The organism is Streptomyces sp. NPDC051822, from assembly GCF_044452745.1.
GTDB lineage: Bacteria > Actinomycetota > Actinomycetes > Streptomycetales > Streptomycetaceae > Streptomyces.
Map to the genome: position 1 here is coordinate 19917 of NZ_JBITBZ010000018.1, position 26348 is coordinate 46264.

The 26348-nt window shown below is 71.9% G+C and carries 20 protein-coding genes and 1 pseudogene; 12 read left to right on the top strand and 9 right to left on the bottom strand.

Going from position 1 to position 26348, the window contains the following annotated elements; translation table 11 throughout:
* Positions 1–317: 317 nt before the first annotated feature.
* The 5 genes from ACIA8N_RS35095 to ACIA8N_RS35115 form a co-directional block, all read right to left on the bottom strand.
* The gene (locus tag ACIA8N_RS35095; RefSeq protein ID WP_365782902.1) at positions 318–629 is read right to left on the bottom strand and encodes a hypothetical protein; all 312 of its coding nucleotides are present in this window, start codon (positions 627–629) and stop codon (positions 318–320) included.
* A gap of 1134 nt (positions 630–1763) precedes the next feature.
* The gene (gene gndA / locus ACIA8N_RS35100) at positions 1764–3206 is read right to left on the bottom strand and encodes an NADP-dependent phosphogluconate dehydrogenase (protein WP_365782904.1); all 1443 of its coding nucleotides are present in this window, start codon (positions 3204–3206) and stop codon (positions 1764–1766) included.
* Between the two features lie 191 nt (positions 3207–3397).
* The gene (locus ACIA8N_RS35105) at positions 3398–4264 is read right to left on the bottom strand and encodes an NAD(P)H-binding protein (RefSeq protein WP_365782906.1); all 867 of its coding nucleotides are present in this window, start codon (positions 4262–4264) and stop codon (positions 3398–3400) included.
* 67 nt (positions 4265–4331) lie between these two features.
* Positions 4332–5507 carry an acyl-CoA dehydrogenase family protein gene (locus ACIA8N_RS35110; RefSeq protein ID WP_365782908.1) on the bottom strand — a complete coding sequence of 392 codons (1176 nt, stop codon included), beginning with the start codon at positions 5505–5507 and terminating at the stop codon, positions 4332–4334.
* 321 nt (positions 5508–5828) lie between these two features.
* Complete coding sequence (locus ACIA8N_RS35115; RefSeq protein WP_365782910.1) at positions 5829–6962, bottom strand: transposase; 1134 nt, start codon at positions 6960–6962, stop codon at positions 5829–5831.
* 305 nt (positions 6963–7267) lie between these two features.
* Here ACIA8N_RS35115 and ACIA8N_RS35120 point away from each other — a divergent pair, with 305 nt between their 5' ends.
* The 6 genes from ACIA8N_RS35120 to ACIA8N_RS35145 all read left to right on the top strand — a co-directional run bounded on the left by ACIA8N_RS35120 (position 7268) and on the right by ACIA8N_RS35145 (position 14169).
* Positions 7268–8176, top strand: coding sequence for a zinc-binding dehydrogenase (locus ACIA8N_RS35120; protein ID WP_365782912.1), 909 nt, complete (start codon positions 7268–7270; stop codon positions 8174–8176).
* Between the two features lie 394 nt (positions 8177–8570).
* Positions 8571–9380, top strand: coding sequence for an SGNH/GDSL hydrolase family protein (locus tag ACIA8N_RS35125; RefSeq protein ID WP_365783022.1), 810 nt, complete (start codon positions 8571–8573; stop codon positions 9378–9380).
* A 175-nt stretch (positions 9381–9555) separates the two neighbouring features.
* Positions 9556–10845, top strand: coding sequence for a cyclopropane-fatty-acyl-phospholipid synthase family protein (locus tag ACIA8N_RS35130; protein WP_365782914.1), 1290 nt, complete (start codon positions 9556–9558; stop codon positions 10843–10845).
* A 200-nt stretch (positions 10846–11045) separates the two neighbouring features.
* Positions 11046–12257 carry a bifunctional DNA primase/polymerase gene (locus tag ACIA8N_RS35135; protein WP_365782916.1) on the top strand — a complete coding sequence of 404 codons (1212 nt, stop codon included), beginning with the start codon at positions 11046–11048 and terminating at the stop codon, positions 12255–12257.
* Complete coding sequence (locus ACIA8N_RS35140; protein ID WP_365782918.1) at positions 12254–13768, top strand: phage/plasmid primase, P4 family; 1515 nt, start codon at positions 12254–12256, stop codon at positions 13766–13768. The genes ACIA8N_RS35135 and ACIA8N_RS35140 overlap by 4 nt, the downstream gene beginning before the upstream one ends.
* Entirely contained in the window at positions 13765–14169 is a 405-nt protein-coding gene (locus ACIA8N_RS35145) for a DUF6009 family protein (protein ID WP_030556108.1), read from the top strand. Before ACIA8N_RS35140 ends, ACIA8N_RS35145 begins: the two co-directional genes overlap by 4 nt.
* A gap of 418 nt (positions 14170–14587) precedes the next feature.
* Here the strand turns inward: ACIA8N_RS35145 and ACIA8N_RS35150 are convergent, their stop codons facing one another.
* From ACIA8N_RS35150 to ACIA8N_RS35160, 3 genes are all read right to left on the bottom strand, one after another.
* The gene (locus ACIA8N_RS35150) at positions 14588–16699 is read right to left on the bottom strand and encodes a PE-PGRS family protein (protein WP_365782920.1); all 2112 of its coding nucleotides are present in this window, start codon (positions 16697–16699) and stop codon (positions 14588–14590) included.
* Between the two features lie 109 nt (positions 16700–16808).
* Entirely contained in the window at positions 16809–17684 is an 876-nt protein-coding gene (locus ACIA8N_RS35155) for a GntR family transcriptional regulator (RefSeq protein WP_365782922.1), read from the bottom strand.
* A gap of 34 nt (positions 17685–17718) precedes the next feature.
* Positions 17719–18486 (bottom strand): GntR family transcriptional regulator, encoded by a 768-nt coding sequence (locus tag ACIA8N_RS35160; protein ID WP_365782924.1) that lies wholly within the window; start codon positions 18484–18486, stop codon positions 17719–17721.
* Positions 18487–18670: 184 nt separating this feature from the next.
* On the opposite strand from ACIA8N_RS35160, the gene ACIA8N_RS35165 reads away from it, so the two are divergent.
* The 6 genes from ACIA8N_RS35165 to ACIA8N_RS35190 all read left to right on the top strand — a co-directional run bounded on the left by ACIA8N_RS35165 (position 18671) and on the right by ACIA8N_RS35190 (position 25859).
* A complete protein-coding gene (locus ACIA8N_RS35165; RefSeq protein WP_365782926.1) occupies positions 18671–19930 on the top strand; it encodes an extracellular solute-binding protein in 1260 nt (419 codons plus the stop codon).
* A 125-nt stretch (positions 19931–20055) separates the two neighbouring features.
* Positions 20056–21060 carry a sugar ABC transporter permease gene (locus tag ACIA8N_RS35170; RefSeq protein ID WP_365782928.1) on the top strand — a complete coding sequence of 335 codons (1005 nt, stop codon included), beginning with the start codon at positions 20056–20058 and terminating at the stop codon, positions 21058–21060.
* Positions 21057–21890: a carbohydrate ABC transporter permease gene (locus ACIA8N_RS35175; protein WP_365782930.1), complete on the top strand. Its 834-nt coding sequence runs from the start codon at positions 21057–21059 to the stop codon at positions 21888–21890. The genes ACIA8N_RS35170 and ACIA8N_RS35175 overlap by 4 nt, the downstream gene beginning before the upstream one ends.
* Before the next feature lie 9 nt (positions 21891–21899).
* Positions 21900–23390 (top strand): beta-N-acetylhexosaminidase, encoded by a 1491-nt coding sequence (locus tag ACIA8N_RS35180; protein ID WP_365782932.1) that lies wholly within the window; start codon positions 21900–21902, stop codon positions 23388–23390.
* A gap of 17 nt (positions 23391–23407) precedes the next feature.
* Positions 23408–24838: a cellulose binding domain-containing protein gene (locus tag ACIA8N_RS35185; RefSeq protein WP_365782934.1), complete on the top strand. Its 1431-nt coding sequence runs from the start codon at positions 23408–23410 to the stop codon at positions 24836–24838.
* Between the two features lie 289 nt (positions 24839–25127).
* A complete protein-coding gene (locus tag ACIA8N_RS35190; protein ID WP_365782936.1) occupies positions 25128–25859 on the top strand; it encodes a response regulator transcription factor in 732 nt (243 codons plus the stop codon).
* 13 nt (positions 25860–25872) lie between these two features.
* On the opposite strand, the pseudogene ACIA8N_RS35195 reads toward ACIA8N_RS35190, so the two are convergent.
* Positions 25873–26348, bottom strand: a pseudogene (locus tag ACIA8N_RS35195) (hypothetical protein); the annotation flags it as partial.

Genomic DNA, 26348 nt, shown 5'->3' on the forward strand with positions numbered 1-26348 from the left:
CCTCCAGGTACCCGGGGGTTCGGCGGCAGGCGTTACCCCAGGGAAGGTCGTCGTCGACCCGGGGCAGGATCCGGTCGGCCTCGGCGCCGAGTTGATCATGGCGTAGCCGATGAGATGCGGATCGCGGGCCCGGAGCGCTATCTCCTGGGTGACGCCCCGCCAGAAAGCTGCCGCGCTCAGGTCACCGGCGTCCTGATAGAGCCAGCCGACGAGCGCGGCGTACGCAGCCGCTCGGCGCCCTCGCAATCAAGATCGCGTTGATCGCACCCTAGGCCCAAGACGACCCTTGGAAGCTGGGCCCGCAACAGGGTCCCGGCTCAGCCGCTGCGTCGTATGGGTACGACGACCTTCTTGCCGGTGGCCTTCTCGCCGAGGCGGAAGAACTTCACCTGGCCCTCGCTGTGGGTGTACTCCAGCCAGCCGTCCTGAGCGAGCTCCCGGCGGGCACGGGAGAAGTGGGGCGCGGGCGCTCCGACAAGCTCAGCCAGCTCGGCCGCCGTCTTCTCCACCGCGTGATCGAGTCCGCCGTGCACCGCGTACGTCATCAGCATGTTCTGCTTGAGGTGCGGCAGTTCGCTGATCCGACGCTGAAGCTCGGCGAGCTCGGGGTACGGACTGTGACGTCCCATCGGTCGTCTCCTTCTTCTCCGCGTCGGGTCTGCCCGGCAGTGTCGGCAGATGATAGGCCGCGGCTTCCTCGGACTGCTCCTCCCCGGTCAGGCTGGAGATGATGTGCGGGCTCGCACGGTATGTGATCGTCCGGCCCACGACTTCGGTGACCAGGAAGAGCTTGTTGTCCGCCAGTCTCTTCGCGATGCGCCGCGTCGCCTGAGGAGTGAGCCCGAGGTGCCGGGCAGCCTCGCCCGCGCTGGCGCCGCCCTTCTCGTAGGTCATGATCCCGCAGTAGAAGAAGACACGGATGTCGTCTCCCGTGAGACCGGACTCGTAGGCGAGCATCGCGAGAACACGGTCGAACGAGATCTGTCCGAACCGGCCGCCGAGACTGTACGACCGGCGCCGTGAAGGATCAGGCTCGTTCTCCCATAAGTCGTAGACCTCCCCGGTCTCCCTGTTCACCAGACTCCGGTGAGTGCTGCGCGTGTGGTTCCGCACCGACAACCCCTGACCTGCGCCTCCCGAACACTCAGAGATTACCCCAGACGACATGTCGTGAGTGGTCATCGAACGAACCCAGGGATTCTCTCGATGTCGCCTGGCGACATGTCGCTCAGCGACATGTATCGGCATCCTAGGATGCCGATATAGGCATCGTAGGATGCCTATCGAAACCGCGTTTCCGCAGGTCAAACGCTCCGGGTGGCTGCGCCCTCTGTACGTATACGGAGGAACCGCAACCACGGGAGGCCGTACGCCGGAACTCGTGTCGTCACCGCCCGCCGTCCGAGCCGCTCTGGCTCGCGGTGGGCTGGGCGCCGGTCGATGGGCAGGGTGGCTGATGCCGGACGTGGCTCAGGTGACCTCCTTGCGGCCGTCGTCGAACCTCCGCGCCGTCGTGGCTGGCTTTCGGTGGCTCGCGTCCAGGCACGCCGGCGAGGAAGGGGTCGAGGTCTGTCGTGCAGGCTCGGCCCGGGTTCGTCTCGTACTCGTACTCGTGCTGGTACGCGGATCCTGATGCGGACTCATCGGTCGGCGGCCCGCAGGGAGACCCGTCCACGGGCCCTCGCCGGTCGATACGGCGAGGGCCCGGGCAGGCTCCGGAAGAGCGGCTGCCCCGTTTGCCGCCCGGCCCGAGAGCGAGCCGGTCAGGACTGGGTTTCGGGGCGGTCCTCCTTGGCCCAGTGGGTGTGGAAGGTGCCGTCGCGGTCCGTGCGCCGGTAGGTGTGGGCGCCGAAGTAGTCGCGCTGGCCCTGCAGCAGGGCGGCCGGCAGGCGGTCCGCGCGCAGGGTGTCGTAGTGGGCGAGGGCGGCCGAGAGCGCGGGCACCGGGATGCCGCGGCGCGTGGCGGACGCGACGGTCTCGCGCCAGGGGACCTGGGCGGCGGTGATCTCCGCCGCGAACTCCGGCTGCGAGAGCAGGCTCGGCAGGGCGGGGGACTCGGCGTAGGCGGCGCGGACGCGGTCGAGGAAGGCGGCGCGGATGATGCAGCCGGCCCGCCAGATCCCGGCGACGGCGCCGAGGTCGATGTCCCACCCGTACTCGTCGGCCGCGTCGCGGATCATCGTGAAGCCCTGGTCGTACGCGATGACCTTCGACGCGTACAGCGCCTGCTCGACCTGTGCGGTGAAGCGCGCGGCCTCGCTGCGCGTGAGGTCCGGGCTGACCCCGCCGGGCAGTTCCCGGTAGGCCGTGCGCAGGGCCTGCTGCGAGGAGGCGGCGCGGGCGAAGGTGGCCTGGGCGATGGCGGTGGCCGGGGAGCCGAGGTCGAGGGCGCTCTGCACGGTCCAGCGGCCGGTGCCCTTCTGGCCGGCCGCGTCGGCGACGATGTCGACGAACGGCAGCCCGGTGCCGGAGTCGGTGTGGGCGAGGACCTCGGCGGTGATCTCGATGAGGTAGGAGTCGAGGCGGCCGGTGTTCCACGTACGGAAGATGTCGGCGATCTCGGCAGGGGTGTACCGGCCGACCTGGCGCAGCAGGTCGTACGCCTCCGCGATGAGCTGCATGTCGGCGTACTCGATGCCGTTGTGGACCATCTTGACGAAGTGCCCGGCGCCGTCGGTGCCGACATGGGTGCTCATCGGCTCGCCGTCGACCTTCGCGCTGATGGCCTCGAACATCGGGCCGAGCACCGCGTAGGACTCCGCGGACCCGCCGGGCATGATCGACGGGCCGTTCAGGGCGCCCTCCTCGCCTCCGGAGACGCCGGTGCCGACGAAGTGGATGCCCTGCTCCCGCAGGGCGGCCTCGCGGCGGCGGGTGTCGGCGAAGTGGGCGTTGCCGCCGTCGATGATCATGTCGCCCGTCTCCAGGAGCGGGGCGAACTCGTCGATGACGGCGTCGGTCGCCTCGCCGGCCTGCACCATGACCATCAGGCGACGGGGACGCTGAAGGGCGGCCACCAGTTCCTTGGCGGTCTCGGCCGGGACGAAGGTGCCCTCGTGGCCGAACTCGTCGACGAGGGCCCGCGTCCGGGCGGGGGTGCGGTTGTGGACGGCGACGGTGAAGCCGTGGCGGGCGAAGTTGCGGGCCAGGTTGCGGCCCATGACCGCGAGGCCGGTGACACCGATGTGGGCGGATGCGTCGCTCATGAGGTCTTCCTGATGCTCGGTTTGATGCTCGATCTGATGCTTCAAAGGGGCGGCTGGCTGATGCTTGAACGGGGCGGCCGGGCCGGGCCCCGGCCGTCGGATCGTCGGGTCGTCGGGTCGTCGGGTCGTCGGGTCGTGGGGTCGGTGAGCGAGGGGTCCCGGCTCGGCGGTCCCGGCTCCGAAGTCGCCGCTCAGAGGTCCCAGACCCCCCGCGACGCCGCGTCCTTCACGTAGTCCTCGAAGTCCCGCGGCTCGCGCCCCAGGACCCGGCGCACCGTGTCCGTCGGGGCCGAGTTCTTGTTGTCGCGGATCTGGGCGACCAGTTCCGCGAGGAACAGGGCGTAGTCGGCGGCCACGTCGTAGCAGACGAGTTCGTCGACGTAGTCCTGGTGCCCGACGGGCGAGTACCGGATGTCCCGGTTGGTGGCGTGCGCGATCGAGGTGATGGCCTCGCCGAAGCTGAGGGCGCGCGGGCCGCTGAGTTCGTACGTCTCACCGGCGTGGCCGTCCTGGAGGAGCGCGGCCGCCGCCACCGCGGCGACGTCCTCGGCGTCCACGAACGGTTCCCGGCCCTCCCCCGCGGGCAGCGGCAGCTCGCCCGCGAGCAGGCAGTCGAGGAAGACGCCCTCGTCGAAGTTCTGGAAGAACCAGTTGGGCCGCAGCACGGTCCACTCGGCCCCGCACTCCTGCACGGCCCGCTCCCCCGCGATCAGGGACTTGCCGCCGACCCGCTCGGTCACGCGGGCCTGGAGCAGCACCATCCGGCGCACCCCCTGGTCCACGGCGAGGTCGGCGAACGCGCGGATGCAGCCCTCGGCGTCCCACTGCCCCGGCCGGTCCTGCGCGTCCACGAGGTAGACGGCGTCGGCGCCTTCGAGGGCGCGCTCCCAGGTGTTCGGGCGGTCCCAGTCGAACCGGACCGGGCCCCGGCGGCTGGCCGCCCGTACGCTCGCGCCGTGGTCCTGGAGGAGGGGCACGAGCCGGCGGCCGGTCTTGCCGGTCCCGCCGAGCACGAGCACCGTCATGTCGGAGTGGTCGTCGTCGGTCTTCGTCGTCATGGTCGTCATGGAGGTCATCGCGGCGCTGCGCCTTCCTGGGGTGGCCGGTTCGGATGGTCCGGGGCGGTCACAGGAACGGCGTGTCGGGGGCGAGGCCGAGGATGGCCCGGCCGTGCACCTCCTGGTTGGTGGTGAAGGTGAACAGGGCGTGCAGCGACAGGCCGCGGATGTCGCGGTGGAAGCGCTGCAGCGGCTCGTCGCGCAGGATCACCGACGCCCCGCCGGCCTCGAACAGCTCGTCGACGGCCTCCTTGGCGAGCTGGACGGCGTACGCGGCGCGGCCGCGGGCGGCGGCCCGCTCCGCCACGTCCGGCTGGGTGCCGGCGTCGGCGTGTTCCTGGAGCCGGCGCAGCCAGCGCTCCTGGAGCGCGTCGGCGGCCTCGATCTTGTTGGCGGCGACGGCCACCTGGATCTGGGTCAGGGGCGACTGGCTCTGGTCGGTCCAGGAGGTGTACGTGATGCCGCGCCCCGGCAGCCGCTCCAGGAACCTCTCGTACGCGCCCTTGGCCATGCCGATGTAGGCGGCGGCGCCCTGCGCCATGAAGTAGGGCACGAAGGCGTAGTCCCCGCCGGCGAGGACGTCCGCGAGGGGCAGCACCCGGTGGGCGGGGACGGTGACGCCGGCGGCGGTGACCGTGGAGCTGCCGGTCCCGGCGCCCGCGGAGGAGTACCAGTCGTCGGCGACGGAGAGCGCGGAGAACGGTACGAGGGCGGCGTACGGGACGGGGGTCCCGTCCGGCCCGGTGAGGAGCGCGGCGAGCACGGCCCAGTCCGCGCCCCGGGAGCCGGATATCCACTTCCAGGAACCGTCGAGGGTGTAGTCGCCCGGGGTCCCTGAGTCCGCAGCGGCAATGTCAGCGGTGCCGGCCGTCAGCGTCCCGGAGGGGGTGAACCCGGTGGAGACACGGACCGCGCCCCCCGCGTACACCTCCTCCTGGGCCTGTTCGGGGAAAAGGCTGGGAACCCAGGAACTGGACACCCAGATCATCGAGACCCATCCGGTGGCCGAATCGGCCCGGGCTATCTCGTTCAGGACCGCGGCCTGGTCCGCCACCGGCACGCCGAGGCCGCCGAACCGGCGCGGAACCGCGAGCCGGAATACCCCGGCCTTTTCGAGAAGTTCGATGTTCTCGTCCGGAATCCAGCGGCGCTCCTCGCCCTCGATTCCGCTCTCCCGAAGCACCGGGACCAGGGCCGTCACCTCGTCCAGTACCGCGATGACACCGCTGTCGTTCCTGGTCATCCTGACTCCTCAGCAGTCGCTTCCCGTATGAGACTCGCTCCCTTGCCTCAGCTACGAGAAACCCGCTCCGAAGGCAGCGGCGAGTGCTCCGCATCCTCCCGGACACAGGGTCATATGAAGCTCATCCGGAACTCTGCGAAATACAGGGGGAATCCGGTGATCACCGGGTGAGGATAAGAACACCCGCGCGTGAATCGGCGGGAGTACGGGGGCCCGTGCACCGCCCCGGCCGACCGGGGCTTGGAAGCCGGGGCGATGCGGTTCGGGGTCCCCATTCATCATGCGTCACGGCACAGACGCGCGGAAGTACGTACTTCCAGGTCAGTTACTCATTCCCCCGGGAAGCCGGCCGGTGAAGCCGGGCTCGCCGGGAACGCCGGAATCGCCGTCGTCCTGCTCGCAGAGTTCCAGCGTGTCCACCGCGTACGCCGCGGAGACCAGCGTCATGTGGTGGTGCCAGCCGGGGTACGAGCGGCCCGTGAAATCGCCCATTCCGTAGTCCTCGTCGACCGCCTTCAGCGCCGCGCCCGACGTGCCCTTGAGCCGCAGCAGCGCGAGGAGGTCGTTCGACGCGCCGTCCAGCAGGTTCGTCAGCCACACCTTCCGGGGCCTGTCGCGCGCCGGGGACCACTCGGCGAGCAGCCGGAACCGTCCCGCTCCGGCGGCGCCCCGCAGGTCGAGGCGTGCCGGGGAGGCCAGGGTGACGAGCGGTCCGCGCACCGGCGGCTTGAGGACGTTGGCCCGCCGCTGCTCCTCGGCGCCCAGGGACAGCAGGAACCCGGTTCCGCGCTCCATAAGGCCGGCGGCGGCGCGGGCGGTGTCCCCGGTGCCGCGCAGGTCGAGGATCACGGGGGGCGTACGGCCCCGCCGCGGCTCCGGTGCCCGGTCGAGGAGGTCGAGGGCCAGGTCCTCCAGGGGACGGCGGCGCACGTCGGCGGGGATCCGGGCGCGGCGCCGGTGCTGTTCGTCCTCGCCCCAGGCGCGGTTGAGGTAGAGCTGCCAGTCGACGGGCAGGCTCCGGTCCTGTTCGGTGAGGAACATGCCGAGCGCGACCTGACAGTTGAGGGAGCCCCCGGTGGGAGTGGGGCGCCGGTGGACGCCCACGATCTGCTCGCCGTACTTGGGTACGAGGGCGAGCTCCAGGACGGTGGCCCGCGGGTTCATCCACTCCGCCGCGAGGCGGGTGAGCGCCCGGCGGGCCGGCCGCCAGTCCCAGGGGCTCTGGTTGACGAACTGCTGGAGGGCCTGGAGGTCCGTGGTGGAACCGGCCATGGCGCGGACGGTCTTGCGGCCGGGCGAGGTGAGCAGCGCCCGGAGGTACGACTTGGCGCAACGCCGCTGGTCGGAGCGGGGCAGGTTGCCGAACACGGTGTTCACGAACCAGGCCGGAACGGGTTCGGCGTCGCCCTGCCCGGTGTCCGTCGCCGGCCGCTCGCTGGTGAGCTGCTGCACCATCCCCGCTCCTCGTCGCCCTGGCACTGTCGGAGCACACCTTGGCGAGTCGCTCTTGAATTTCGCGTGGAGCCGGAGTGTCCCGGGCGACGGGACCGGCGGGGGCGCGCCACGGCGACCGGCCGGGACCGGCTGGGGCGGTCGGCCGGGAAACCGGCTGGGCCGGCCGGCCGGGACCGGCTGGGGCGGTCGGCAGCGGAAGGCCTGGGCGGCCGACTACGGAGACCCCGCCACCCGGAGCGCACAGCCCGGGCGCCAGGACCGGAAGGCGCGCATCCGCCCGCCGCCCGCGGGTACCGTGCCTGCTCATGCTCGCTATACGGTTCGACCGTTTCGGCGGTCCCGAAGTCCTCACGCCCGTCGACGTGCCCGCCCCGGTCCCCATGCCCGGCGAGGTCCTGATCACCGTGGAGGCCGCCGGCGTCAACTTCGCCGACACGCTCCAGGTCGACGGTTCCTACCTCGACCCGAGCCTGCTGCCGCACGTCCCCGGCAGCGAGGTCGTCGGCCGGACCGAGGACGGCCGCCGGGTCCTCGCCAAGGTCGGCCACGGCTACGCGGAACAAGTGGTGGCGAAGGAGTCCGCCCTGGTCGAGGTCCCCGAGGAGCTGGACGCGCCCCGTGCCCTCGCCCTGCTGATGCAGGGCCTCACCGCCTGGCACCTGCTGCGCTCCGCGGCCCGGCTGCAGGCGGGCGAGAGCATCGTCGTGCACTCCGCCGCGGGCGGCGTGGGCAGCCTGGCGGTGCAGCTCGCCCGGGAGTTCGGGGCGGGCCGGATCCTGGCGCAGGCGTCCACGCCGGAGAAGGAGCGGCTGGCCCTGGAGCTCGGCGCGGACGAGGTCGCGCGGTATCCGCTGCCACTGCGGGCGGACGTCATCCTGGACGCGGCCGGCGGCGACCTCTTCGACCACGCGCTCGGCTCCCTCGCCGACTTCGGCCGGCTCGTCACGTACGGCAACGCCTCCCGTACCGCCTTCGCCGCGCTCGACCCGGCCCGGCTCAGCCGGCTCAACGCGGCCGTCGTCGGCTTCTGGCTGCGGCCCACCCTGGCGAGGCCCGGGGGGCTGCGCGAGCCGCTGGAGGAGCTGTTCGCGCTCACCCTCAAGGGGCGGCTGCGCCCGGTGACCGGCACCGAGTACCCCCTCGCCGAGGCCGCCAGGGCCCACACCGACCTGCTGGAGCGGCGTACGACGGGCAAGGTCGTCCTGCGGCCGTGAGAGACGGGCCGCTCGTAGGCCTTTGCGGCGGCCGTGACCGCCGTGGAGACTTCCACAGAAGTCTCCACGGCAGAAGAAGCCTCCGGGGCAAACCAACAGAAACCTCCTCAGGGCCCTCCACCAAAACAGACCGACCGCGCGGAATGTGACACTCTCGCCGCGCGGTCTTTGGCCCCCCGCCGGGCGCCGGGTGAAGCTCTGGCCACGAGACGGCGCGGGGCCAGGTCCTTTCATGCCCTGACTGCCCCTGCCCCGTGCCGCCTCACCGTGACAGCTCCGGTGCCTCCGACGGTGCCGGCCGGAACCGAGAGGCGGGGGACGCGACGTGCCGGAAGAGAACCAGCCCCCGTCCACCGTCCTCGCTCCCCCTCTCGACCCCGGCGCGTACGCCGGTCTGAGCACCGCCCCGTACACACGCCACACACGCCCCGGCATCAGCTCCTACGCGGCCCTCGGCGACAGCTTCACGGAGGGCGTCGGCGACGAGACCCCCGGCGGCGCCGTGGTCGGCTGGGCCGACCGGCTCGCCGCCCGGCTGGCCCCGCACTCCCCCGCGCCGGAGTTCCGCTACGCCAACCTCGCCGTCCGGGGCCGCCTCCTCGACGAGATCGTCGAGGAACAGGTGTCGCGCGTACGGGACTTCGCGCCGGACCTGGTGAGCCTGTGCGCAGGCGGCAACGACATGCTGCACCCCGGCAGCTCCCCCGACGACATCGCCGCCCGCTTCGACGCGGCGGTCACCGAGCTGACCGGTGCGGCCGGTACGGTCCTCGTCTTCACGGGCTTCGACCCCCGCGACACGCCGGTGCTGCGCCGGCTGCGGGGGAAGATCGCCATCTACACGGCCCACATCCGGGCCATCGCCGACCGGCACGGCTGCGTGGTGGTCGACCTGTGGTCGCTGCGGGCGATCCAGCATCCGGGCGCCTGGAGCGAGGACAGGCTGCACCTCTCCTCCGAGGGTCACGAGCACGTCGCCCGGCGGGCCGCCGAGGTCCTCGGTCTCCCGCCGGAGCCGGAGCCCGCCTCCGTACCGAAGTCCGCCTTGCTGCCGGGGCCGGAGCACCGCCCGTGGCCGGCGGTCCAGGTCGAGGACCTCCAGTGGGCCCGCCTGCACTTCCTCCCGTGGCTGGTGCGACGGCTGACCGGCCAGTCGGCGGGCGACGGCATGGGCCCCAAGCGCCCGGACCTCTCGCCACTGTGACGCCCACTCCGCCCGACACCCCCGCTTTACACCCCGTACGACCGCCGCCGCACTCCCCCACTCCCCACCCCCTCACCCTCCACACCCCACCCCCCACCCCCCACCCCCCACGCCCCACGCCCCTCACCCCGTACCAACCGCTGTTCCGAAGAGGACGAGACAGAAAGGCAACCCCGTGGCTCCTGACGCCGCACACCGACTGGCCGCCCTCGCCGCACAGGCGTTGGGCACCCCGCTGCCGCTCCGGCTCCGCGCCTGGGACGGCAGCGAGACCGGGCCGCAGGACACCCCCGTCCTGGTCGTCCGCAGCCGCCGCGCCCTGCGCCGTCTGCTGTGGCACCCGGGCGAACTCGGTCTGGCCCGCGCGTGGGTGGCCGGGGAGATAGACGTCGAGGGCGACCTGTACGACGCCCTGGACCGGCTCACCGCCGTCGTCCCGGACGGTGGCGGCCGCGAACTGGGCCGCCGGATGGTCCGCGAAGGTACGGCCCTGCGGATCGCGGCGGGCCTGATCCGGCTCGCGGGTCCCGGCGTACCGCCGCCGCCCCCGGCCGAGGAGTCCCGGCGCAGGGGCGAGGCGCACACCAAGCGCCGGGACCGGGCGGCCATCAGCCACCACTACGACGTGGGCAACGAGTTCTACGCGCACGTCCTGGGGCCCTCGATGGTCTACTCGTGCGCCTACTGGGACCGGGCCGACGGCAGCCTCGAGGACGCCCAGTACGCGAAGCTCGACCTCATCTGCCGCAAGCTCGCGCTGCGCCCCGGGCAGCACCTGCTCGACATCGGGTGCGGCTGGGGCTCGCTCGTCCTGCACGCGGCCCAGCACTACGGCGTCCGCGCCACCGGCATCACCATCTCCGTCGAGCAGGCCGACCTTGCCCGGAAGCGGGCGGCGGAGGCGGGTCTGACGGACCGGGTGGAGATCCGTGTCCAGGACTACCGGGACGTCCACGACGGGCCGTACGACGCGATCTCCTCGGTCGGGATGGCCGAGCACGTCGGCCAGGTCCGGTACCGGGAGTACGCGGAGATCCTGCACCGGCTGGTCAAGCCCGGCGGCCGTCTCCTCAACCACCAGATCGCGCGCCGCCCGCTGGCCGACGAAGCCGGGTACCGGGTGGACGAGTTCATCGACCGGTACGTCTTCCCGGACGGCGAGCTCTCCCCCGTCGGGTCGACGGTCTCCTCCCTGGAGCAGGCCGGCTTCGAGGTGCGTGACCTGGAGGCGCTGCGCGAGCACTACGCGCTGACGCTGCGGGCGTGGGTGCGGAACCTGGAGGAGCACTTCGCCGAGGCGGAACGTCTCACCTCGCGGGGCAGGGCCAGGGTCTGGCGCCTGTACATGGCGGCATCGGCCCTGGGCTTCGAGCGCAACAGCATCGGCGTCAACCAGGTCCTCGCTGTACGCACGGAGGGTGACGGCGCCTCCTCCATGCCACTCGTGCGAGGTAGTTGGAGCTGACCCGACACATCCGGCCTCCCCGTCGGGGCATCGGCCGGGCCGCCGGGTGGACCCGGCCTTCCCCCCGCTCGTCGGGTCCATCCGGCCTTTCGCGACCCGTGGTTTCCGCAGGGGCTCACGGGATTCCGTCCCGGCCTCCGCTAACCTACTCGAAGCATGTTTTGACTTTGAGTCGCTTCGGTCGCTGAGAGGAACTCCGCATGACCCCTGACCTGGGGAAATCCACCAGCGACTCAAGACGGCGCGCTCAGCCCGGCACCCACGCCGATCACCACGCGGACCGCCACGCCGATCGCCGGGGCACTCACCACGCCGACCACCCCGACAGCCACGGCACTCGCACGGATCGCGCCGACCACCCCGGTACTCCCCTGGAGATCGCCCTGTGGTGCGCCGGCCAGGGATGGCCCGTGCATCCTCTCGCACCCCGGCGCAAGACACCCAGCGCGAATTGTCGGCAGTGTCAGGTCCGCAGCCACAGTGCGCAGGACTGCCCCTGCATCCCCTCCGGCCGCTGGTGCCACGGCTTCCACGCGGCGACCACCGACCCCGCCCGCATCGAGAAGTGGTGGGGACAGCAGCCCGGTTTCGGCGTGGGCGTGGCCTGCGGCGGCGCGGGCCTCGTCGTCATCGACGTGGACGCCCACGAGGCCCTGCCCCCGCAGCGGGAGCGGCTCCTGCCGGGGATCCCCATCCCCCCGTCCGTCTCCCTCAACGGGCTGCGCCACGGGTACCACAGCCTCGCCCTCCTCGCGGCGCTGCGCGGCCAGCCCGACCCGGCGGAGGACACGAGCACCCTGCGGGTCCGGACCCCCTCCGGCGGCATGCACGTCTGGTACGCGGCCGAGCCCGGGCAGGCGTGGCAGTGCTCGGCAGGGTCCAGCCCCTCGCGGGCCCTGGCCTGGCAGGTCGACGTCCGCGCGCACGGCGGCTACATCATCGCCCCCGGCACCACCACCGACGCGGGGACGTACACGGCGGTGGGCAGCGCCCGCCGCCCCGCGCCGCTGCCGTCCTGGCTGGCCCTGGAACTCGCCCGCACCGGGCACCTGCCCGCACCGCCGGCCCAGCGCACCGGCTCCCCCGTCCCGCAGCGCGCCCGCGCCGCGGTCATCGCGGCGGGCGGCGGCCGGGCGGTCGCGGGGCGCACCCTCGCCACGGTCCTGGCCGCGGTGTCCGGCTGCGCGTCCGTCCCCGAGGGGGCCGCCTTCAGCGACAAACTCAACCGGGCCGCCTACACCGCGGGCGGGCTGGTGAGCGCCGGTCATCTGACCGCCTCCGCCGCCGAGTCCGCGCTGCTCGCCGCCGCCCTCCACGCCCGCCCCACGCAAGAACGAAGGGCCCTGCAGATCATCCGCAGCGGAATGAGCGCCGGCCAACAGCGTCCTCTCATGCCGGGAGACCATTCGTGACCCGAGTACCCGAGCCCCAGGAGGAGTTGTTCGACCCGGCGGAGATCGCCCGGCAGATCCTGCGCTCGACCCCGCACCCCGCCGTACCGGCCCAGGCGCCGAACACCACCGTGCCGCCGCACGCGACCGAGCACGGCCTGCTCCCCGACAGTCTCAGCGACCGGGGCAACGCGAAGCTGTTCGTCGCCCTGTACGGACGGGACTTCCGGCACGTCCCGGGCATCGGCTGGTACCGCTGGTCCGGCTACCGCTGGGCCCTGGACGAGGACGACACCGTGGTGTGGGCCGCCGGCGAGATGGCCGAGTCCCTCGCGGAGAACGACCCGAGCGGCCGGTGCAGCACCGCGGAGCTCCGCCGCCACCAGCGCCGGGCCCTGTCCACGTCCGGCATGAAGGCGATGCTGCTCCAGGCGAAGGCCGCCCCCGGCATGGTGCTCAACGCGGCACGCCTGGACGCCGACCCGTACGCCCTGTGCACGCCGAACGGGGTGGTCGACCTGGCCACCGGGCAGCTGTCGGCGCCGGACCCGGAGAAGCACTTCCACTCGCGGGCGACGAGCGTCTCCGCCCGCGCGATGTCGACACCGCGCTGGGACCGGTTCCTCACCGACACCTTCGGCGACGACGAGGACGGCCGGGCGCTCATCGACTTCCTGCACGAGCTCCTGGGGTACTCGATCACCGGGGACGTCGGCGCGCAGATCATGCCGTTCCTGTACGGGCAGGGGAAGAACGGCAAAAGCGTCCTCCTGGACGTGATGGTCAAGCTCCTCGGGGACTACGCGGACGCCGCCCCGCCCGGCTTCCTCATGGCCCGACCCTTCGAGGGACACCCCACGGACCTGGCCGAGCTCCACGGCCGCCGCATCATCGTGTGCTCCGAGCTGAAGCCCGGCGACCGGTTCGACGAGGCCCGGGTGAAGCTGCTCACCGGCGGCGACCGGATCAAGGCCCGCCGGATGCGGCAGGACTTCTTCAGCTTCACCCCGACCCACAAGCTGTGGCTGCTGGGCAACCACCGTCCCGAGGTCGGCACCGGCGGATACGCCTTCTGGCGCCGTATGAAGCTGATCCCGTTCGAACGGGTCGTCGCGGCGGACCGGCAGATCGACAACCTCGCGGACGTCCTGGTCACGGAGGAGGGCCCCGGCATCCTCCACTGGCTCATCGCTGGCGCCCGCCGCTACCTGAGCGGCCCCCGCGACCTGACCGGCCCGCAGCAGGTCCGTACCGCGACCACGGCCTACGCCGAGACCGAGGACCACACCGGACGGTTCCTGGGCGAGTGCTGCACACTGGATCCCGCCATGCGGGCGGAACAGAGCCAGCTGTACAGCAGCTATACCGGGTGGTGCCGTCTGGAAGGAGCCAACCCGGTGTCGTCCAGGGCCTTCGCCGCCCGGGTACGTGAAACCATCGGCATCAGCACGCCCAAGCAGATGATTCTGTCGAACCAGCGGAAGTTCTACCCGGGCATCGGACTCAACGCCGAAATGGGAGAGACGGTATGAGCGCGCTCATCGAGCCCGAGCAGCTCAGCTCCGAGACGGAACTCGTGTGGCTGGAGGACATCGAGCCACTCGACTACGTCCGGCAGACCCTGGACCGGCTGCCGACCCGCCGGGGCAAGCCGGCCTACCACCGGGCGGGCCGGATGGTCGGCTACGCGATCCTCGGCCCGAAGGCCCGCTCCTCACGCGCCTCGGGCACGTTCGTGCGCCGGGTGTTCTGGCTGCTCCCCCACGACCGTGACGGGCAGCCCACGGGCCTGTACGCGTCCGGCGCGCCCTCCGAGGCCGTCGACCCGCGCACGGTGGCTCCCGGCATCAAGGGCTACAAGACCCAGCGCTCCGAGGGCGGCCCGGAGTCGGCGGCGATGCGGGAACTAGGCATGATCCTGCCTGAGGCCTGAGACCTGAGACCTGAGACCTGCTGCAGAAGAGGGCGGGGGCAGCGACTGTTCGGTCGCTGCCCCCGCCCTCTTCCCCTTCGGTCGCTCGGGTCGATCCCGGCGCAGGCCCCCCAGCGACCGAAGAATCCAGCGCCTCAGCGACTGAGTTTTCGTTGAGTCGCTTTCACAAAATCCCAGGTCAGAGCCGTGTCAGCCCCCCAAGAGCGACCGAAGCGACCCAAGCTCGGACTTTATAAGGACATTCGCGTGCGCGTGTGCGCGTCATAGATAGAAGCCTTCAGTCGCTTCAGTCGCTGTTTGGCCTTACTGGACCCCCCTGACCTGCACTTTCATCTCAGCGACCCAAAAGCGACCGAAACTCCCCCAGTAGCTGTTCTTCGGTCTCATCCACCCAGGCCGCCTTTTTCGGTCGCTGGGGTCACCTTCGGAGCTCCCTCAGTCCGGACAGGGCGGTGTCGATCATCCAGTGCATCACGGGCTCGGGCAGTGCCGGGTTCATGACGGCGCACCGCCGGAGGTCGCCGTCGCGCAGCGCTCGGACCAGCGCCCGTGCGGGCAGCGCGGGATGGCGGGCCGCCGTGTACCGCACGGCGTCGCTCCCGTCGTCGAGGAGGCGGACCGCCGAGGCAGCCGAGAGCCGCGGGTCGACAGCGGCCCGGAGCCGGACCTCACCGTCCTCGTCCCGGCTGAACCTCTCCACCAGAGCGGAGGTGGAGCCGGGGTCGTCCAGCGCCAGTTGACGCAGCCGAGGGTGGGGGTGCGTCGCATAGGGGAGCAGGCCGGTGCGGGGGAAGTTAGGGTGCGTGCGGGGCCGCCCCGGGAAGCTGAGGCTGCCGTTCCACCACAGCCAGACCTCCAGGAGCATGTCGGCCGGGGCGTCGTCGCAGGACTCCGCGAGGAAGAGGCGCACCACCCTGTCCTCGTCCCGCGCGAGGCGGGCGACGACGTCCGGTGGGAGGCGCCGGGCGCGGGCTACGGTGGAGCGCAGCAGCGGGTGGCAGGAGGCGGCGATCCGTCGCATGGCCTCTGCGTCGCCGTGGAGGTCCCGCACCCACCGCACGTCGCGCCGCATGCCGTCCAGATCGAGACCCGTGAGGCACTTCGACCGTTGCGCCTCCGAGAGTTCGGGGTGCACGGACGCCGCCCGGCGCACCAGCTCGCTCTCGTCCTCGATGAGCGCGGCGAGGGCGTCGGCCGGGAGGCAGGGATGAGCGGCAAGGGTCCGCCGGACGTCCTCGTCCTCGTCGGCGGCGAGCAGTGTGAGTGCCTCGGGTCCCGCGTACGGGTTGGCTGCCAGGGCCCGTCGTACGTACGGGTCCTGGTGCGCCGCGAGCAGCGCGGCGACCTCGGGGGCGATACGGCGGGAGGCGACGGCTCCACGATCCGCGGCGAGGGCCTCGTACGCGGCCTGATGCGTGGTGTGGTCGTGTCGCCCCCGGCCGGCTCGTCCCCGGTCGTCCTGGCCGCCGTCCTCCTGCTCGGCGTCAAGCCAGTCCCTGCCGTCCCTGCCGTCCCCGTCGCGCCCGTTCTCCCCGTCGCTCGCTCCGCGGGCGGCTCTCCGTACGGACGCGATCGGGTCGTCGGCCAGGTCCGCCAGGAGGTGCGCCGGAAGGCCCGGGGTCCGGGCGGCTTCGGCGCGTACGAGCGGGGACGGGTCGGTGGCGATCCTGTCGTGGCCGTCGGCCGTCAGGCCCCCACGGGTGGCGGCGATCTCGACCAGGAGCGCGCGGCGTGCCGCGCTCTCCTCGCCCAGGACCAGCGCGGTCCATCGCTCGGGCGCCATGGACCGCTGGTACTCCGCGAGCGCTCCCCGGACCCTCCGGTCGGGGTGGGCGACAGCGGCGTCCAGGACGGTGGCGGACAGCGTGCGGTGCAGGAAGTGGACGACACCCAGGTCGAGCAGCCGGATCAGCACCTCGTCGCTCGCGCCGGCATTGAAGCCGAGCCCCTCCACCCACTCCCCCCAGAGCCGCTTCGGGGGCCGCAGCCGAGCGCCTGTCAGGCTCTCCCACGCGGCCTCGCGGCCCTCGGGGGTCTCCCGTGCCGCCGCGCGGGCCGCCTCCTCGCGCCGCTCCCGGAGTCCGCCCACGGCGACGAGCCAGACCTCGTACTCCTCGCCGGTCACTCCGAGCAGGGTCTCTCCGTCCAGGGAGAGGGTCACGAACTCGGGCCGCCCCGGTCGGTCGCCGAGGACGCCCGCGAGGTCCCAGTCCGGGGTAAGGCGGACCCTGGCCCAGGTGTCGTCGCCTGCGACGTGGATGAGGAACTCACCCTTGGTGTCGAGGATTCCGTGCTCGCGCGCGAGACGGTGCCATTGAGCGTTGAGCGCGGGGACGAGGTCGGGACGGTCGTCGCGTACGACCGCCGTGGGCACGGTCTCGTACGAGGTGACCGGCCGCCAGGCGGCCGCGGGCGTCAGGACGTTCTCCGGTCCCCACCGGCCCGCGATCTCCAGACCCGCACGGTCCAGCAGGGCGACCAGTTCGGCCCTCGTGTGACTGCTTCCCCTGCTTCCCCCCACGTGATTCATGATCACCATCCTGCCGGAGGCCGGGGCCGGCAGGATGGGAGCCGGCAGCCTGGGGCGGTGCCCGTGCCCCGAGCCGCCCGGTCACTCACGTGGTGGGGCCACCCTCACGTCACTCCACCGTCCCCCACCACGCTCCGGCGCGGGCCGCGTCCGCCGCCGGGTGGTCGGTCGCGCCGTCGCGCAGCGCGAGCCGGGAGACGATGCGGTAGCGGTCGCCCCGGTAGAGGGAGCGCACGTACTCGACCGGTCTGCCCACCGTGTCGGAGGTGATCCGGTCGAACAGCAGCGCGGGCGAGAGCACCGGCACGGTCAGCAGGACCGCCTCCTCCTCGCTCAGCACCGTCGGCTCGATGGACTGGACCGCCTGCGCGGTCCGGATCCCGCGCTTCTCGCGCAGGTGGGCGTAGAAGCCGCCCTCCATGTCCGCGATTGTGAGGCCGGGCACCAGGTCCGCCGGGACGTGCAGGTGCTCCAGGGCGATCGGGTCGCCGTCGACGTACCGGAGGCGGGTCACGCGCACCAGCTCGGCCGCTGGGGAGATCGTGAGCTTGCGGCCGATCCGCGCACCGGCACGCACGGTACGGAGTTCGAGCACCGTGCTCGTCCAGCTGCCCCGGCTGCGGGGCACTGCGGCGGCGTGGTGCTCGGCGACCAGCTCCTGGGTGATCTTGTCGGGCGCGACGAACATGCCGCGGCCGTGCTCCCGCACCAGCAGGCCCGTGGCCACCAGTTCGTCGACGGCGGCGCGCAGAGTGGGACGGGAGACGCCGAGAGTGGCGCAGAGGGTCCGCTCGGACGGGATGGCGTCGCCGGGGCGGCGCGCGTCGATGACGGTGAGGAGGTGCTCCCGGACGCGCTCGCGCTTGAGCTCCGTCCGACCTCCGGCGTCCTGCCGGGCGGCGCCCGGCAGCGGCCCGGCCCCCGCGTCCGGCCGCACGGTGTCTCCCGCGTCCGGCCGCGGCCGGTCCCCTCCGCTGGGCCCCATCCCGGTCCCTCCCCGTCGTTTGGTCGGCTGCGCGTCAGTATGCATCTCCCTCGGCGGCGGGGGTCACGAGGCCGTCGCGCGTGAGGTCGAGGCGGGAGACGATGCGGTAGCGGTCGCCCCGGTAGACGGAGTGGACGTACTCGACGGGGCGGCCGGCGGTGTCGAGGGTGAGGCGTTCGATCAGGAGGGCCGGCGAGAGCACGGGGACGTCGAGGAGCGCGGCCTCGTCCTCGCTGACGACGGTGGGTTCGATCGACTGGGTGGCCTCCTGGACGTGGACCTGGTGGCGGTCGCGCAGGTGGTCGTAGAGGTCGCCCGCTTCGAGCTCCTCCGGAGTGAGCGCGGCGCCCACCAGGTCCACCGGGATGTGCAGGTGCTCGATGGCCATGGGCGCGCCGTCGACGAGGCGGAGGCGAGCGATGTAGAGCAGCTCGGCGGCTGGCGAGAGACGGAGTCTGCGGCCGATCCGGGCGCCGGCCCGGATCGTGGCGGATTCCAGGACGGTGCTGGACCAGCTGCCGGAGGCGCGGGGGACGGCGAAGGCCGCGTCGTCCGGGGCGAGACGCTGGGTGATCTTGGCGGGTGCGACGAACATGCCGCGGCCGTGCTCCCGCACCAGCGCGCCCGTGGCGACGAGTTCGCCGACGGCGGCGCGCAGGGTGGGGCGCGAGACGCCGAGCGCGGCGCAGAGGGTCCGCTCGGACGGGATGGGGTCGCCGGGGCCGCCGCTTTCGATCAGGCCGAGGAGGTGTTCCCGTACCCGTTCCCTCTTCAGCACTCCGCTGGATGAGCCGTCCTTCATGCTGTGCCGTCCGTCATGCCGCTCTCCCCACTGGTCAACTGGTAAGCCGGATATTAGTCGGTGGTGTTGACCTGTCACTGACTGAACAGCCCATCTATTCATGGGGATTGACGGCACGATTGGTCCATGCCACCTTCTGGTCACACACCTGACCACTTGACCAATTGGTCAACTCTCCATCGAGGTGCCTGTGAAGACCCTGCCCCGTAGTGCCGCCCTCGCGGTGGCCGCCGTCCTCGCCGCCACCGCCTGCAGCGGCTCGGGCGACCCCGCGGCGTCCGGCGGTGCCGACAAGGTCACCGTCTGGATCATGAAGGACAGCGTCACCGACTCCTTCCTCGCCCGCTTCCGCACGGCCTTCGAGGCGGAGCACGAGGACATCGACCTCGACATCCAGATCCAGGAGTGGGACGGCATCGGCGAGAAGGTCACGGCCGCCCTCGCCAGCAAGGACGCCCCGGACGTGATCGAGGTCGGCAACACCCAGGTCGCGCAGTACGCGGCGAGCGGCGGCGTCCGCGATCTCAGCGACAAGGTGAGCGAGCTGAACGGCGCGGACTGGCTGCCGGGGCTCGCCGAGCCGGGGAAGGTCGACGGCAGGCAGTACGGCATCCCCTGGTACGCCGCCAACCGCGTCGTGATCTACCACAAGGACCTCTTCTCCCGAGCGGGCGTCACCGCTCCTCCGAAGACGCAGGCCGAGTGGCTCGCCGTCACCGAGAAGCTCAACCGCGGCAAGACCCAGGGCATCTACCTCCCCGGCCAGAACTGGTTCGTCCTCTCCGGCTTCGTCTGGGAGGAGGGCGGCGACCTCGCCGTCCAGGACGGCACGGCGTGGAAGGGCGCACTCGACACCCCGCAGGCCCTCGCCGGCATGGACTTCTACCGCCGGCTCCAGGCACTCGGCAAAGGACCCAAGGACGCCGACGAGGCGAAACCCCCGCAGGCCGAGGTCTTCGCCAAGGGCGACGTCGCCCAGATCATCGCCGTGCCGGGCGGAGCGAAGATCGTCGAGGAGCTCAACCCCGCGCTCAAGGGCAAGCTCGGCTTCTTCCCCGTTCCCGGCAAGACGGCCGGCCGGCCGGGTGCGGTCTTCACCGGTGGCTCCGACCTGATCGTCCCGGAGGCCTCCACCCACCCGGAGGCCGCGTACGAGGTCGTGGCGGCGCTGGCGGGCGACACGTGGCAGACGGACATGGCGAGAACGATGAGCTACGTCCCCAACCGCACCTCGCTCGCCCATGTCATCCAGGACGACGCGGGCACGGCCGCGATGGCCGCCGGGGCGACGCGGGGCCGGGCGACGCCCAACTCCCCGCAATGGGCGGCCGTCGAGGCCACCAACCCGATCAAGCAGTACATGACCGCCGTGCTGACCGGCGCCGATCCCGCGACGGCGGCGGCGACCGCGTCCCGGAGCATCACGAAGACCCTCGGCTCGTGAGCCGACCGGAACCGAAGAGCAGACGCAGGGTCCCCGAGCCCGACCAGCGCCCCCGGCCCACCGATGGCCCCCGGCCCACCGATGGCCCCCGGCCCGCCGATGGCCCCCTGCCGGACCAGCGCCCCTTGCCGGATCAGCGCCCCCGGCCCACCGATGGCCCCCGCCCCGCCAGGCCGCCCGCACCCCCGAGTCCCCTCCGACCCGCCCGACTCCCCCGACCCGCCCGACTCCCCCGCCTCCCCCACCGGCAGGCCCTCTGGCCGTACCTCCTCGTCGCCCCCACCGTCCTCGGCGGCGTCCTCCTCCTCGGCTACCCCCTCGTCCGCAACCTGCTGATCTCCTTCCAGCGGTACGGCCTGGGCGAACTCATCCGCGGCGACGCCCCCTTCGTCGGCCTCCGCAACTACACGACCGTCCTCTCCGACCCCGAGTTCTGGGAGGTCGTGCACCGCACCCTCTGGTGGACCGTCGTCAACGTCGTCCTGATCATGGTGATCGGCACACTGGTCGCCCTGATGATGCTGAGGCTCGGCCGGTGGATGCGGATCCTGGTGACGAGCGGCCTCGTCCTCGCGTGGGCGAGCCCCGTCATCGCCACGACCACCGTCTTCCAATGGCTCTTCGCCTCCCGCCTGGGCGTGGTCAACTGGCTGCTCGTCCGGCTCGGCTTCGAGTCCTTCGAGGGGTACTCGTGGCTGGCCGACGGCCCCGCCGCCTTCACCGTCCTCGTCCTGCTCGTGGTCTGGCAGTCGGTCCCCTTCGCCGCGATCACCCTGCACTCGGCGCTGCTGACCGTCCCCGCCGAGCTGTACGAGTCGGCCCGCCTCGACGGCGCCGGCAGCCGGCGGATCTTCCGCTCGATCACGCTGCCGATCCTCCGGCCGATCTTCGGTCTCGTCCTGTGCCTCGAAGTCATCTGGGTCTTCCGCTGCTTCGCCCAGATCTGGGCCGTCACCAAGGGCGGCCCGGGCGAGGCGACGACCACCCTGCCCGTCTACGCCTACCGGGTCGCCCAGTCCCTGCACCGCTACGACCTCGGCGCCGCCGTGTCCACGCTCACCGTCCTCCTCCTCGTGGCGGTGCTGATCGCCTACTTCCGCCAGCTGCTCCGACAGGAGGCCGACCGGTGACCCCGCGCGCCCTGCGCCGACTCCCCCTGAACACGGCGGCGGCGCTCGTCTTCGTCCTGGCCGTCTTCCCGGTGTACTGGATGCTCCTCACCGCCTTCCGGCCCACCCGCGACATCCAGTCCGAGACCCCCCGCTTCCTCCCGGTGTCCGTCACCCTGGAGCACTTCGGGAAGGCCATGGCGGCGGACGGCTTCTGGATCTTCTGGCGCAACAGCCTGCTCGTGACCGCCGGGTGCGTGCTGCTCGCGCTGGTCGTGGCGCTCGCCGCGGCCTTCGCCGTCGCCCGGATGCGCTGGCGCGGCCGACGGGGCTTCATCCTGATGGTGTTCCTCGCGCAAGTGGCGCCCTGGGAAGCGCTTCTGATCCCGATGTACGTCATCGCCCGGGACGCCGGCCTGCTCGACCGGCTGGTGACCCTGAGCCTCGTCTACTTCATGATCACGCTGCCCTTCACCATCGTCACCCTCCGCTCCTTCCTGACCGCCGTCCCGGCCGAGCTGGAGGAGGCCGCGCAGGTCGACGGCTGCACCCGCGCCGTCGCCTTCCGCCGCGTGACGCTCCCCCTGCTCGCCCCCGGGCTGCTCGCGACCTCGCTCTTCGGATTCATCACCGCCTGGAACGAGTTCGCCTTCGCCAACATGTTGATCATCAAGAACCAGGACGACCGCACCCTGCCCGTCTGGCTCTCGTCCTTCTCGAACGTCTTCGGCACCGACTGGGGCGCCACCATGGCCGCCTCCACGCTGTTCGCCCTGCCCGTCCTCGTCCTCTTCCTGGTCCTCCAGGGCCGGGTCGCCGCCGGAATGACCGGCGGAGCCGTGAAGGGATAACGCACCTCGATGCCCCTGCCCCGACTCGTCCCCGAACCCACCCATCTCTCGCGGCTGCCGGGCCTGTTCACCTTCGACACGACGACCGCGCTGAAGGTCACACCCGGCGCCGACGCCGCCGCCCGGCTGCTGCGCACCCTGCTCGGGCCGGCCACCGGCCTGCCCCTGCCCGCCCGCCCGGACGGCTCCGTCGTGCTCGCCCTCGACAGCGCGCTCACCGGTCTCGGCGAGGAGGGGTACGGCCTCACCGTCGGCACGGAGGGCATCCTGCTGCGGGCCGCCCGCCCCGGCGGGCTCCTCGCCGGGGTCCAGACGCTGCGCCAGCTCCTGCCCGTGGACGCCTTCGGCGGCGAGCCCGCGCCCGGCGTCGTGTGGTCCGTGCCCTGCGTGCAGATCACCGACACCCCGCGCTTCCCCTGGCGCGGCTCGATGCTCGACGTGGCCCGCCGCTTCCGCCCCGTCTCCTACCTGCGCCGGTACGTCGACCTGCTCGCCCTCCACAAGCTCAACGTCCTCCACCTCCACCTCACCGACGACCAGGGCTGGCGCATGCCGGTCGCCGCACTCCCCCGGCTCACCGAGATGGGCGGGGTGCCGCACGGCGGTGCCTACACCCGCGCCGACCTCACCGGACTGGTCGCGTACGCGGCGGAGCGCGGCGTCACCGTCGTGCCCGAGATCGAGATGCCCGGCCATGTCCGGGCCGCCCTCGCCGCCTACCCGGAGCTCGGCAACCACCCGGGCCGCACCTATGACGTCTGGGACCGGTGGGGCGTCTGCGAGAACATCCTCGGCGTCCACGACGAGGCCCTCGACTTCTGCCGCACGGTCCTGGACGAGGTCATGGACGTCTTCCCCTCCTCGTACGTCCACATCGGCGGCGAGGAGTGCCCCACCACCGAGTGGCACGCCTCCCCGGCGGCGCGGCGACGGGCCGCCGAGGAGGGACTCGCGGGCCCCGAGGCGTTGCACGGCTGGTTCATGGAACGGATCGGACGGCACCTCCTCGACGCCGGCCGGCAGCCGCTCGGCTGGACCGAGAACGGCGCCGACCTCCCGCCGTACTTCACCGTCATGCCCTGGCGCGACTCCGACCACGGCCGGGTCGCCGTCCGGCGCGGACACCGCGTCGTCATGGCACCCCACCGCACCACGTACCTCGACTACCCCCAGTCCGCCAGTCCCGCAGAGCCGCCCGGTCAGGCGGGGGAGGTCGTCGACCTCCACGCGGTCCACGGCAACGATCCGGCGCCGGCGGACTGGAGCCCCGAGGAGTCGGCCCGGGTGCTCGGCTCCCAGGTCCAGCTCTGGACCGAGTACGTGCCCACCGCCGCGCACGCCGAGTACCTGACGTTCCCCCGGCTCTGCGCCCTCGCCGAGGTCGTCTGGACCGGCCGCCACGACTGGCCCGGTTTTCAGGAACGCCTCAGCCACCACAGGACCCGGCTCGACGCCCTCGGGGTGCCGCGCCGTCTCTCGCCCACATCAGTCCCCACCTGAGGAGAGGAACCACCACCATGAACGACCCCACGAAGAAGACCGCGGGCGGCCTGCGGATCCGCGCCGCCCTCGCCGTGGCCGCGGTGACCGGGCTCGGTGCCACCGCGCTCACCGCGCTGCCGGCGGCCGCGGCCGGTGAGGCCGTCACCGTCCAGTACCGGCAGAGCGCGACCGGCAGCGACCAGGTCGAGCCCTGGTTCAAGGTGGTCAACACCGGCACGTCGAGCGTGCCGTTGAGCCTGGTGAAGGTGCGGTACTACTTCAAGGCCGACGCGGGAGCCTCGTACACCTACGCCTGCTCCTGGGCCGTGAAGGGCTGCGCGAACCTGACCGGTACCTTCGGGACGCCGGCCAACCCGACCGCGACAGCCGACCGCTATCTGGAGGTCGGCTTCACCGCCGGCGCCGGTTCCCTCGCGCCCGGCGCGGACACCGGCGACATGCAGCTGCGCTTCCACCGCTCCAACTGGCAGCCGCTGAACCAGAACGACGACTACTCCTTCGGGCCGGCCCAGACCACGTACGCCAACTGGTCGAAGGTCACCGCGACCGTCGGCGGCGTCCAGGTCTGGGGGACGGCCCCCGCGGGCAACGAACCCACGCCGACGCCGACCGATCCGACCACTCCCCCGCCCACGGGAGCCACGCTCTTCGACGACTTCGACTACACCGGTCACACGGACCCGGCCATCGCGACCCACGGCTGGAGCGTGCGGTCCAACTCCGGCGGCCCCGGAGTGCCGGGTGCCACCTGGGCCCCGGAGAACGTCACCTTCGCCAAGGAGGGCACGAACTCCATCATGAACCTCAGGAGTTCGACCGCCGGGACGGGCGAATCGACCAAGCACACCGAGATCCTCACCCGTGCGAGCAAGTTCAAGAACGGCACGTACGCGGCGCGCGTGCGCTTCTCCGACGCGCCGCTGTCCGGGCCGGACGGCGACCGCGTCGTCCAGACCTTCTTCACCATCAACGACCTCAAGGCCCCGATGGCGGACGACTACGCCGAGTACGACTTCGAGTACCTGCCCAACGGCGGCTGGGGCGAGCCCGCCAACATCCTCTACACGACGTCGTGGGAGACGTACCGGCCCGATCCCTGGGAGGCCGTCAACCAGCACTCGGAGGTCCGGGCGAGCTACGCGGGCTGGCACGACCTCGTCCTGACCATCGACGACAACACGATCGTCTACTACGTCGACGGCCAGGAGTTCGGCCGCCACGACGCCCGGTACCTGCCCGAGCGGCCCATGTCCATCAACTTCAACCAGTGGCTGATCGACCTGGCCGGCCAGACCTCGACGACCCCGCGCGCCTACGACCAGAAGGTGGACTACGTCCTGCACGTCAAGGACCAGGTGCTGACCCCGGCACAGGTGGCGGCCAGGATCGGCGCGTACCGCTCGGCGGGCACCACCTTCGAGGACTCGGTGCCGGCCGTCTCATAACTCCGGGCCACCGACCACCACCGGTACCGGTCTTCATAACGCCGTTATGAAGACCGGTACCGAGTCTCCCGGAGCGTCACTCCGCCCGTGGAACGAGCTCTTCATAACCGGGTTATATCCGGAACCGCCAGCTGTACCGACGGTCCCCGGGCCCGTACACCGAACGGTGCAGCCGACCGACCGGAGGACACCATCCGGTGTACGACCGGATGTCTGCATCAGGTCGACGTGACCGCTCACCCGCCCTCCGTAGGTTCTGGATCACCGCAAAAACACGGAGGAGGACGCCATGACGTCGACAAACACGGCACCGGGACCGGGACCGGGACTACGGGCCCCGCTCCCCCTGCTGGCCACCGGGGCGCTCGCGATGGCCACACTGGAGATGCTGAACCCGGGGTACGACCTGGTGAGCGAGACCCTCAGCCGGTACGTACACGGCACGGCGGGCTGGCTCCTCCCAGTGGGACTGCTGGCTGCCGCCACCGCCTCCGCCGTCCTAGCGATACGGCTCGGCGCAGGGTTCCGGCGTACGGGCAGGGCGGCGCTCCTCGTGTGGACGGCCGGCCTCCTGCTCGCCGTCCTCTTCCCGGCGGACCCGCCCGGCCACTGGAACCGCCCCTCCCCCTCCGAACTCGTCCACGGCAACGCCGCCTTCCTCGCCTTCGCCGCCCTGCCGACCGCCGCCGTACTGCTCCACGGGACACTCGCCGCTCGACGACCAGGCCTCCGTACGGCCCTGACCACCCTCACCGCCGTCTCGGTCACGGCCCGGCGGGTGATCGAGCAGTTCGCGCACCGCCCGGCGGCCCCCGGCGACACCGCCGAACGGCTCGCGGTGCTCACCGCCTGGGAACGCGAGGTGACCCGCCTGATCGCGACCGGCCTGTCCAACGCCCAGATCGCCGCACAGCTCTTCGTCAGCCCGCTCACCGCCAAGACCCACGTCACCCGCGCGATCGCGAAACTCGGCGTCCGCGACCGCGCCCAACTGGTGATCCTTGCCTACGAGACAGCCTGATCCGCGTCGGAGGCTAGGACTCGGCGTCGTGCGCGGCACGAAGCCGCGCAAGGAGGATCGACTGCTGCTCCCGGTCCATCCTGCGCAGCAGCAGGTCGGCGACGGCCTCACCGTCGTGCCAGGGAATCCGCAGCCCCACCTGCAACGACGACTCGGGGGCACCACCCGCCACCCGCCCGGCAACGACCGGGTTCTCCCGAGGCTCGGGAACGGCCTGGGCACCGGACTTCATAACGGCGTTATGAAGGTGGACGGGCAGGGAGGTTCCTGAAGCGCCGCTCTGGTCGACGGCCGGGTTCTTCATAACGCCGTTATGAAGGTCGCCCGACGGCGAGGCTCCCGAAGCGCCGCTCTGCTCGGCACCCGAGCTCTTCATAACGCCGTTATGAAGATGGCCCGACGGCGAGGCTCCCGAAGCGCCGCTCTGCTCGGCACCCGAGCTCTTCATAACGCCGTTATGAAGATGGCCCGACGGCGAGGCTCCCGAAG

Bases quoted from the DNA above. Each gene is read 5' to 3' on its own strand.
- ACIA8N_RS35095 (WP_365782902.1), bottom strand. From the start codon at position 629: ATGGGACGTCACAGTCCGTACCCCGAGCTCGCCGAGCTTCAGCGTCGG.
- gndA (WP_365782904.1), bottom strand. From the start codon at position 3,206: ATGAGCGACGCATCCGCCCACATCGGTGTCACCGGCCTCGCGGTCATG.
- ACIA8N_RS35105 (WP_365782906.1), bottom strand. From the start codon at position 4,264: ATGACGACGAAGACCGACGACGACCACTCCGACATGACGGTGCTCGTG.
- ACIA8N_RS35110 (WP_365782908.1), bottom strand. From the start codon at position 5,507: ATGACCAGGAACGACAGCGGTGTCATCGCGGTACTGGACGAGGTGACG.
- ACIA8N_RS35115 (WP_365782910.1), bottom strand. From the start codon at position 6,962: ATGGTGCAGCAGCTCACCAGCGAGCGGCCGGCGACGGACACCGGGCAG.
- ACIA8N_RS35120 (WP_365782912.1), top strand. From the start codon at position 7,268: ATGCTCGCTATACGGTTCGACCGTTTCGGCGGTCCCGAAGTCCTCACG.
- ACIA8N_RS35135 (WP_365782916.1), top strand. From the start codon at position 11,046: ATGACCCCTGACCTGGGGAAATCCACCAGCGACTCAAGACGGCGCGCT.
- ACIA8N_RS35145 (WP_030556108.1), top strand. From the start codon at position 13,765: ATGAGCGCGCTCATCGAGCCCGAGCAGCTCAGCTCCGAGACGGAACTC.
- ACIA8N_RS35150 (WP_365782920.1), bottom strand. From the start codon at position 16,699: ATGAATCACGTGGGGGGAAGCAGGGGAAGCAGTCACACGAGGGCCGAA.
- ACIA8N_RS35155 (WP_365782922.1), bottom strand. From the start codon at position 17,684: ATGGGGCCCAGCGGAGGGGACCGGCCGCGGCCGGACGCGGGAGACACC.
- ACIA8N_RS35160 (WP_365782924.1), bottom strand. From the start codon at position 18,486: ATGAAGGACGGCTCATCCAGCGGAGTGCTGAAGAGGGAACGGGTACGG.
- ACIA8N_RS35180 (WP_365782932.1), top strand. From the start codon at position 21,900: ATGCCCCTGCCCCGACTCGTCCCCGAACCCACCCATCTCTCGCGGCTG.
- ACIA8N_RS35185 (WP_365782934.1), top strand. From the start codon at position 23,408: ATGAACGACCCCACGAAGAAGACCGCGGGCGGCCTGCGGATCCGCGCC.
- ACIA8N_RS35190 (WP_365782936.1), top strand. From the start codon at position 25,128: ATGACGTCGACAAACACGGCACCGGGACCGGGACCGGGACTACGGGCC.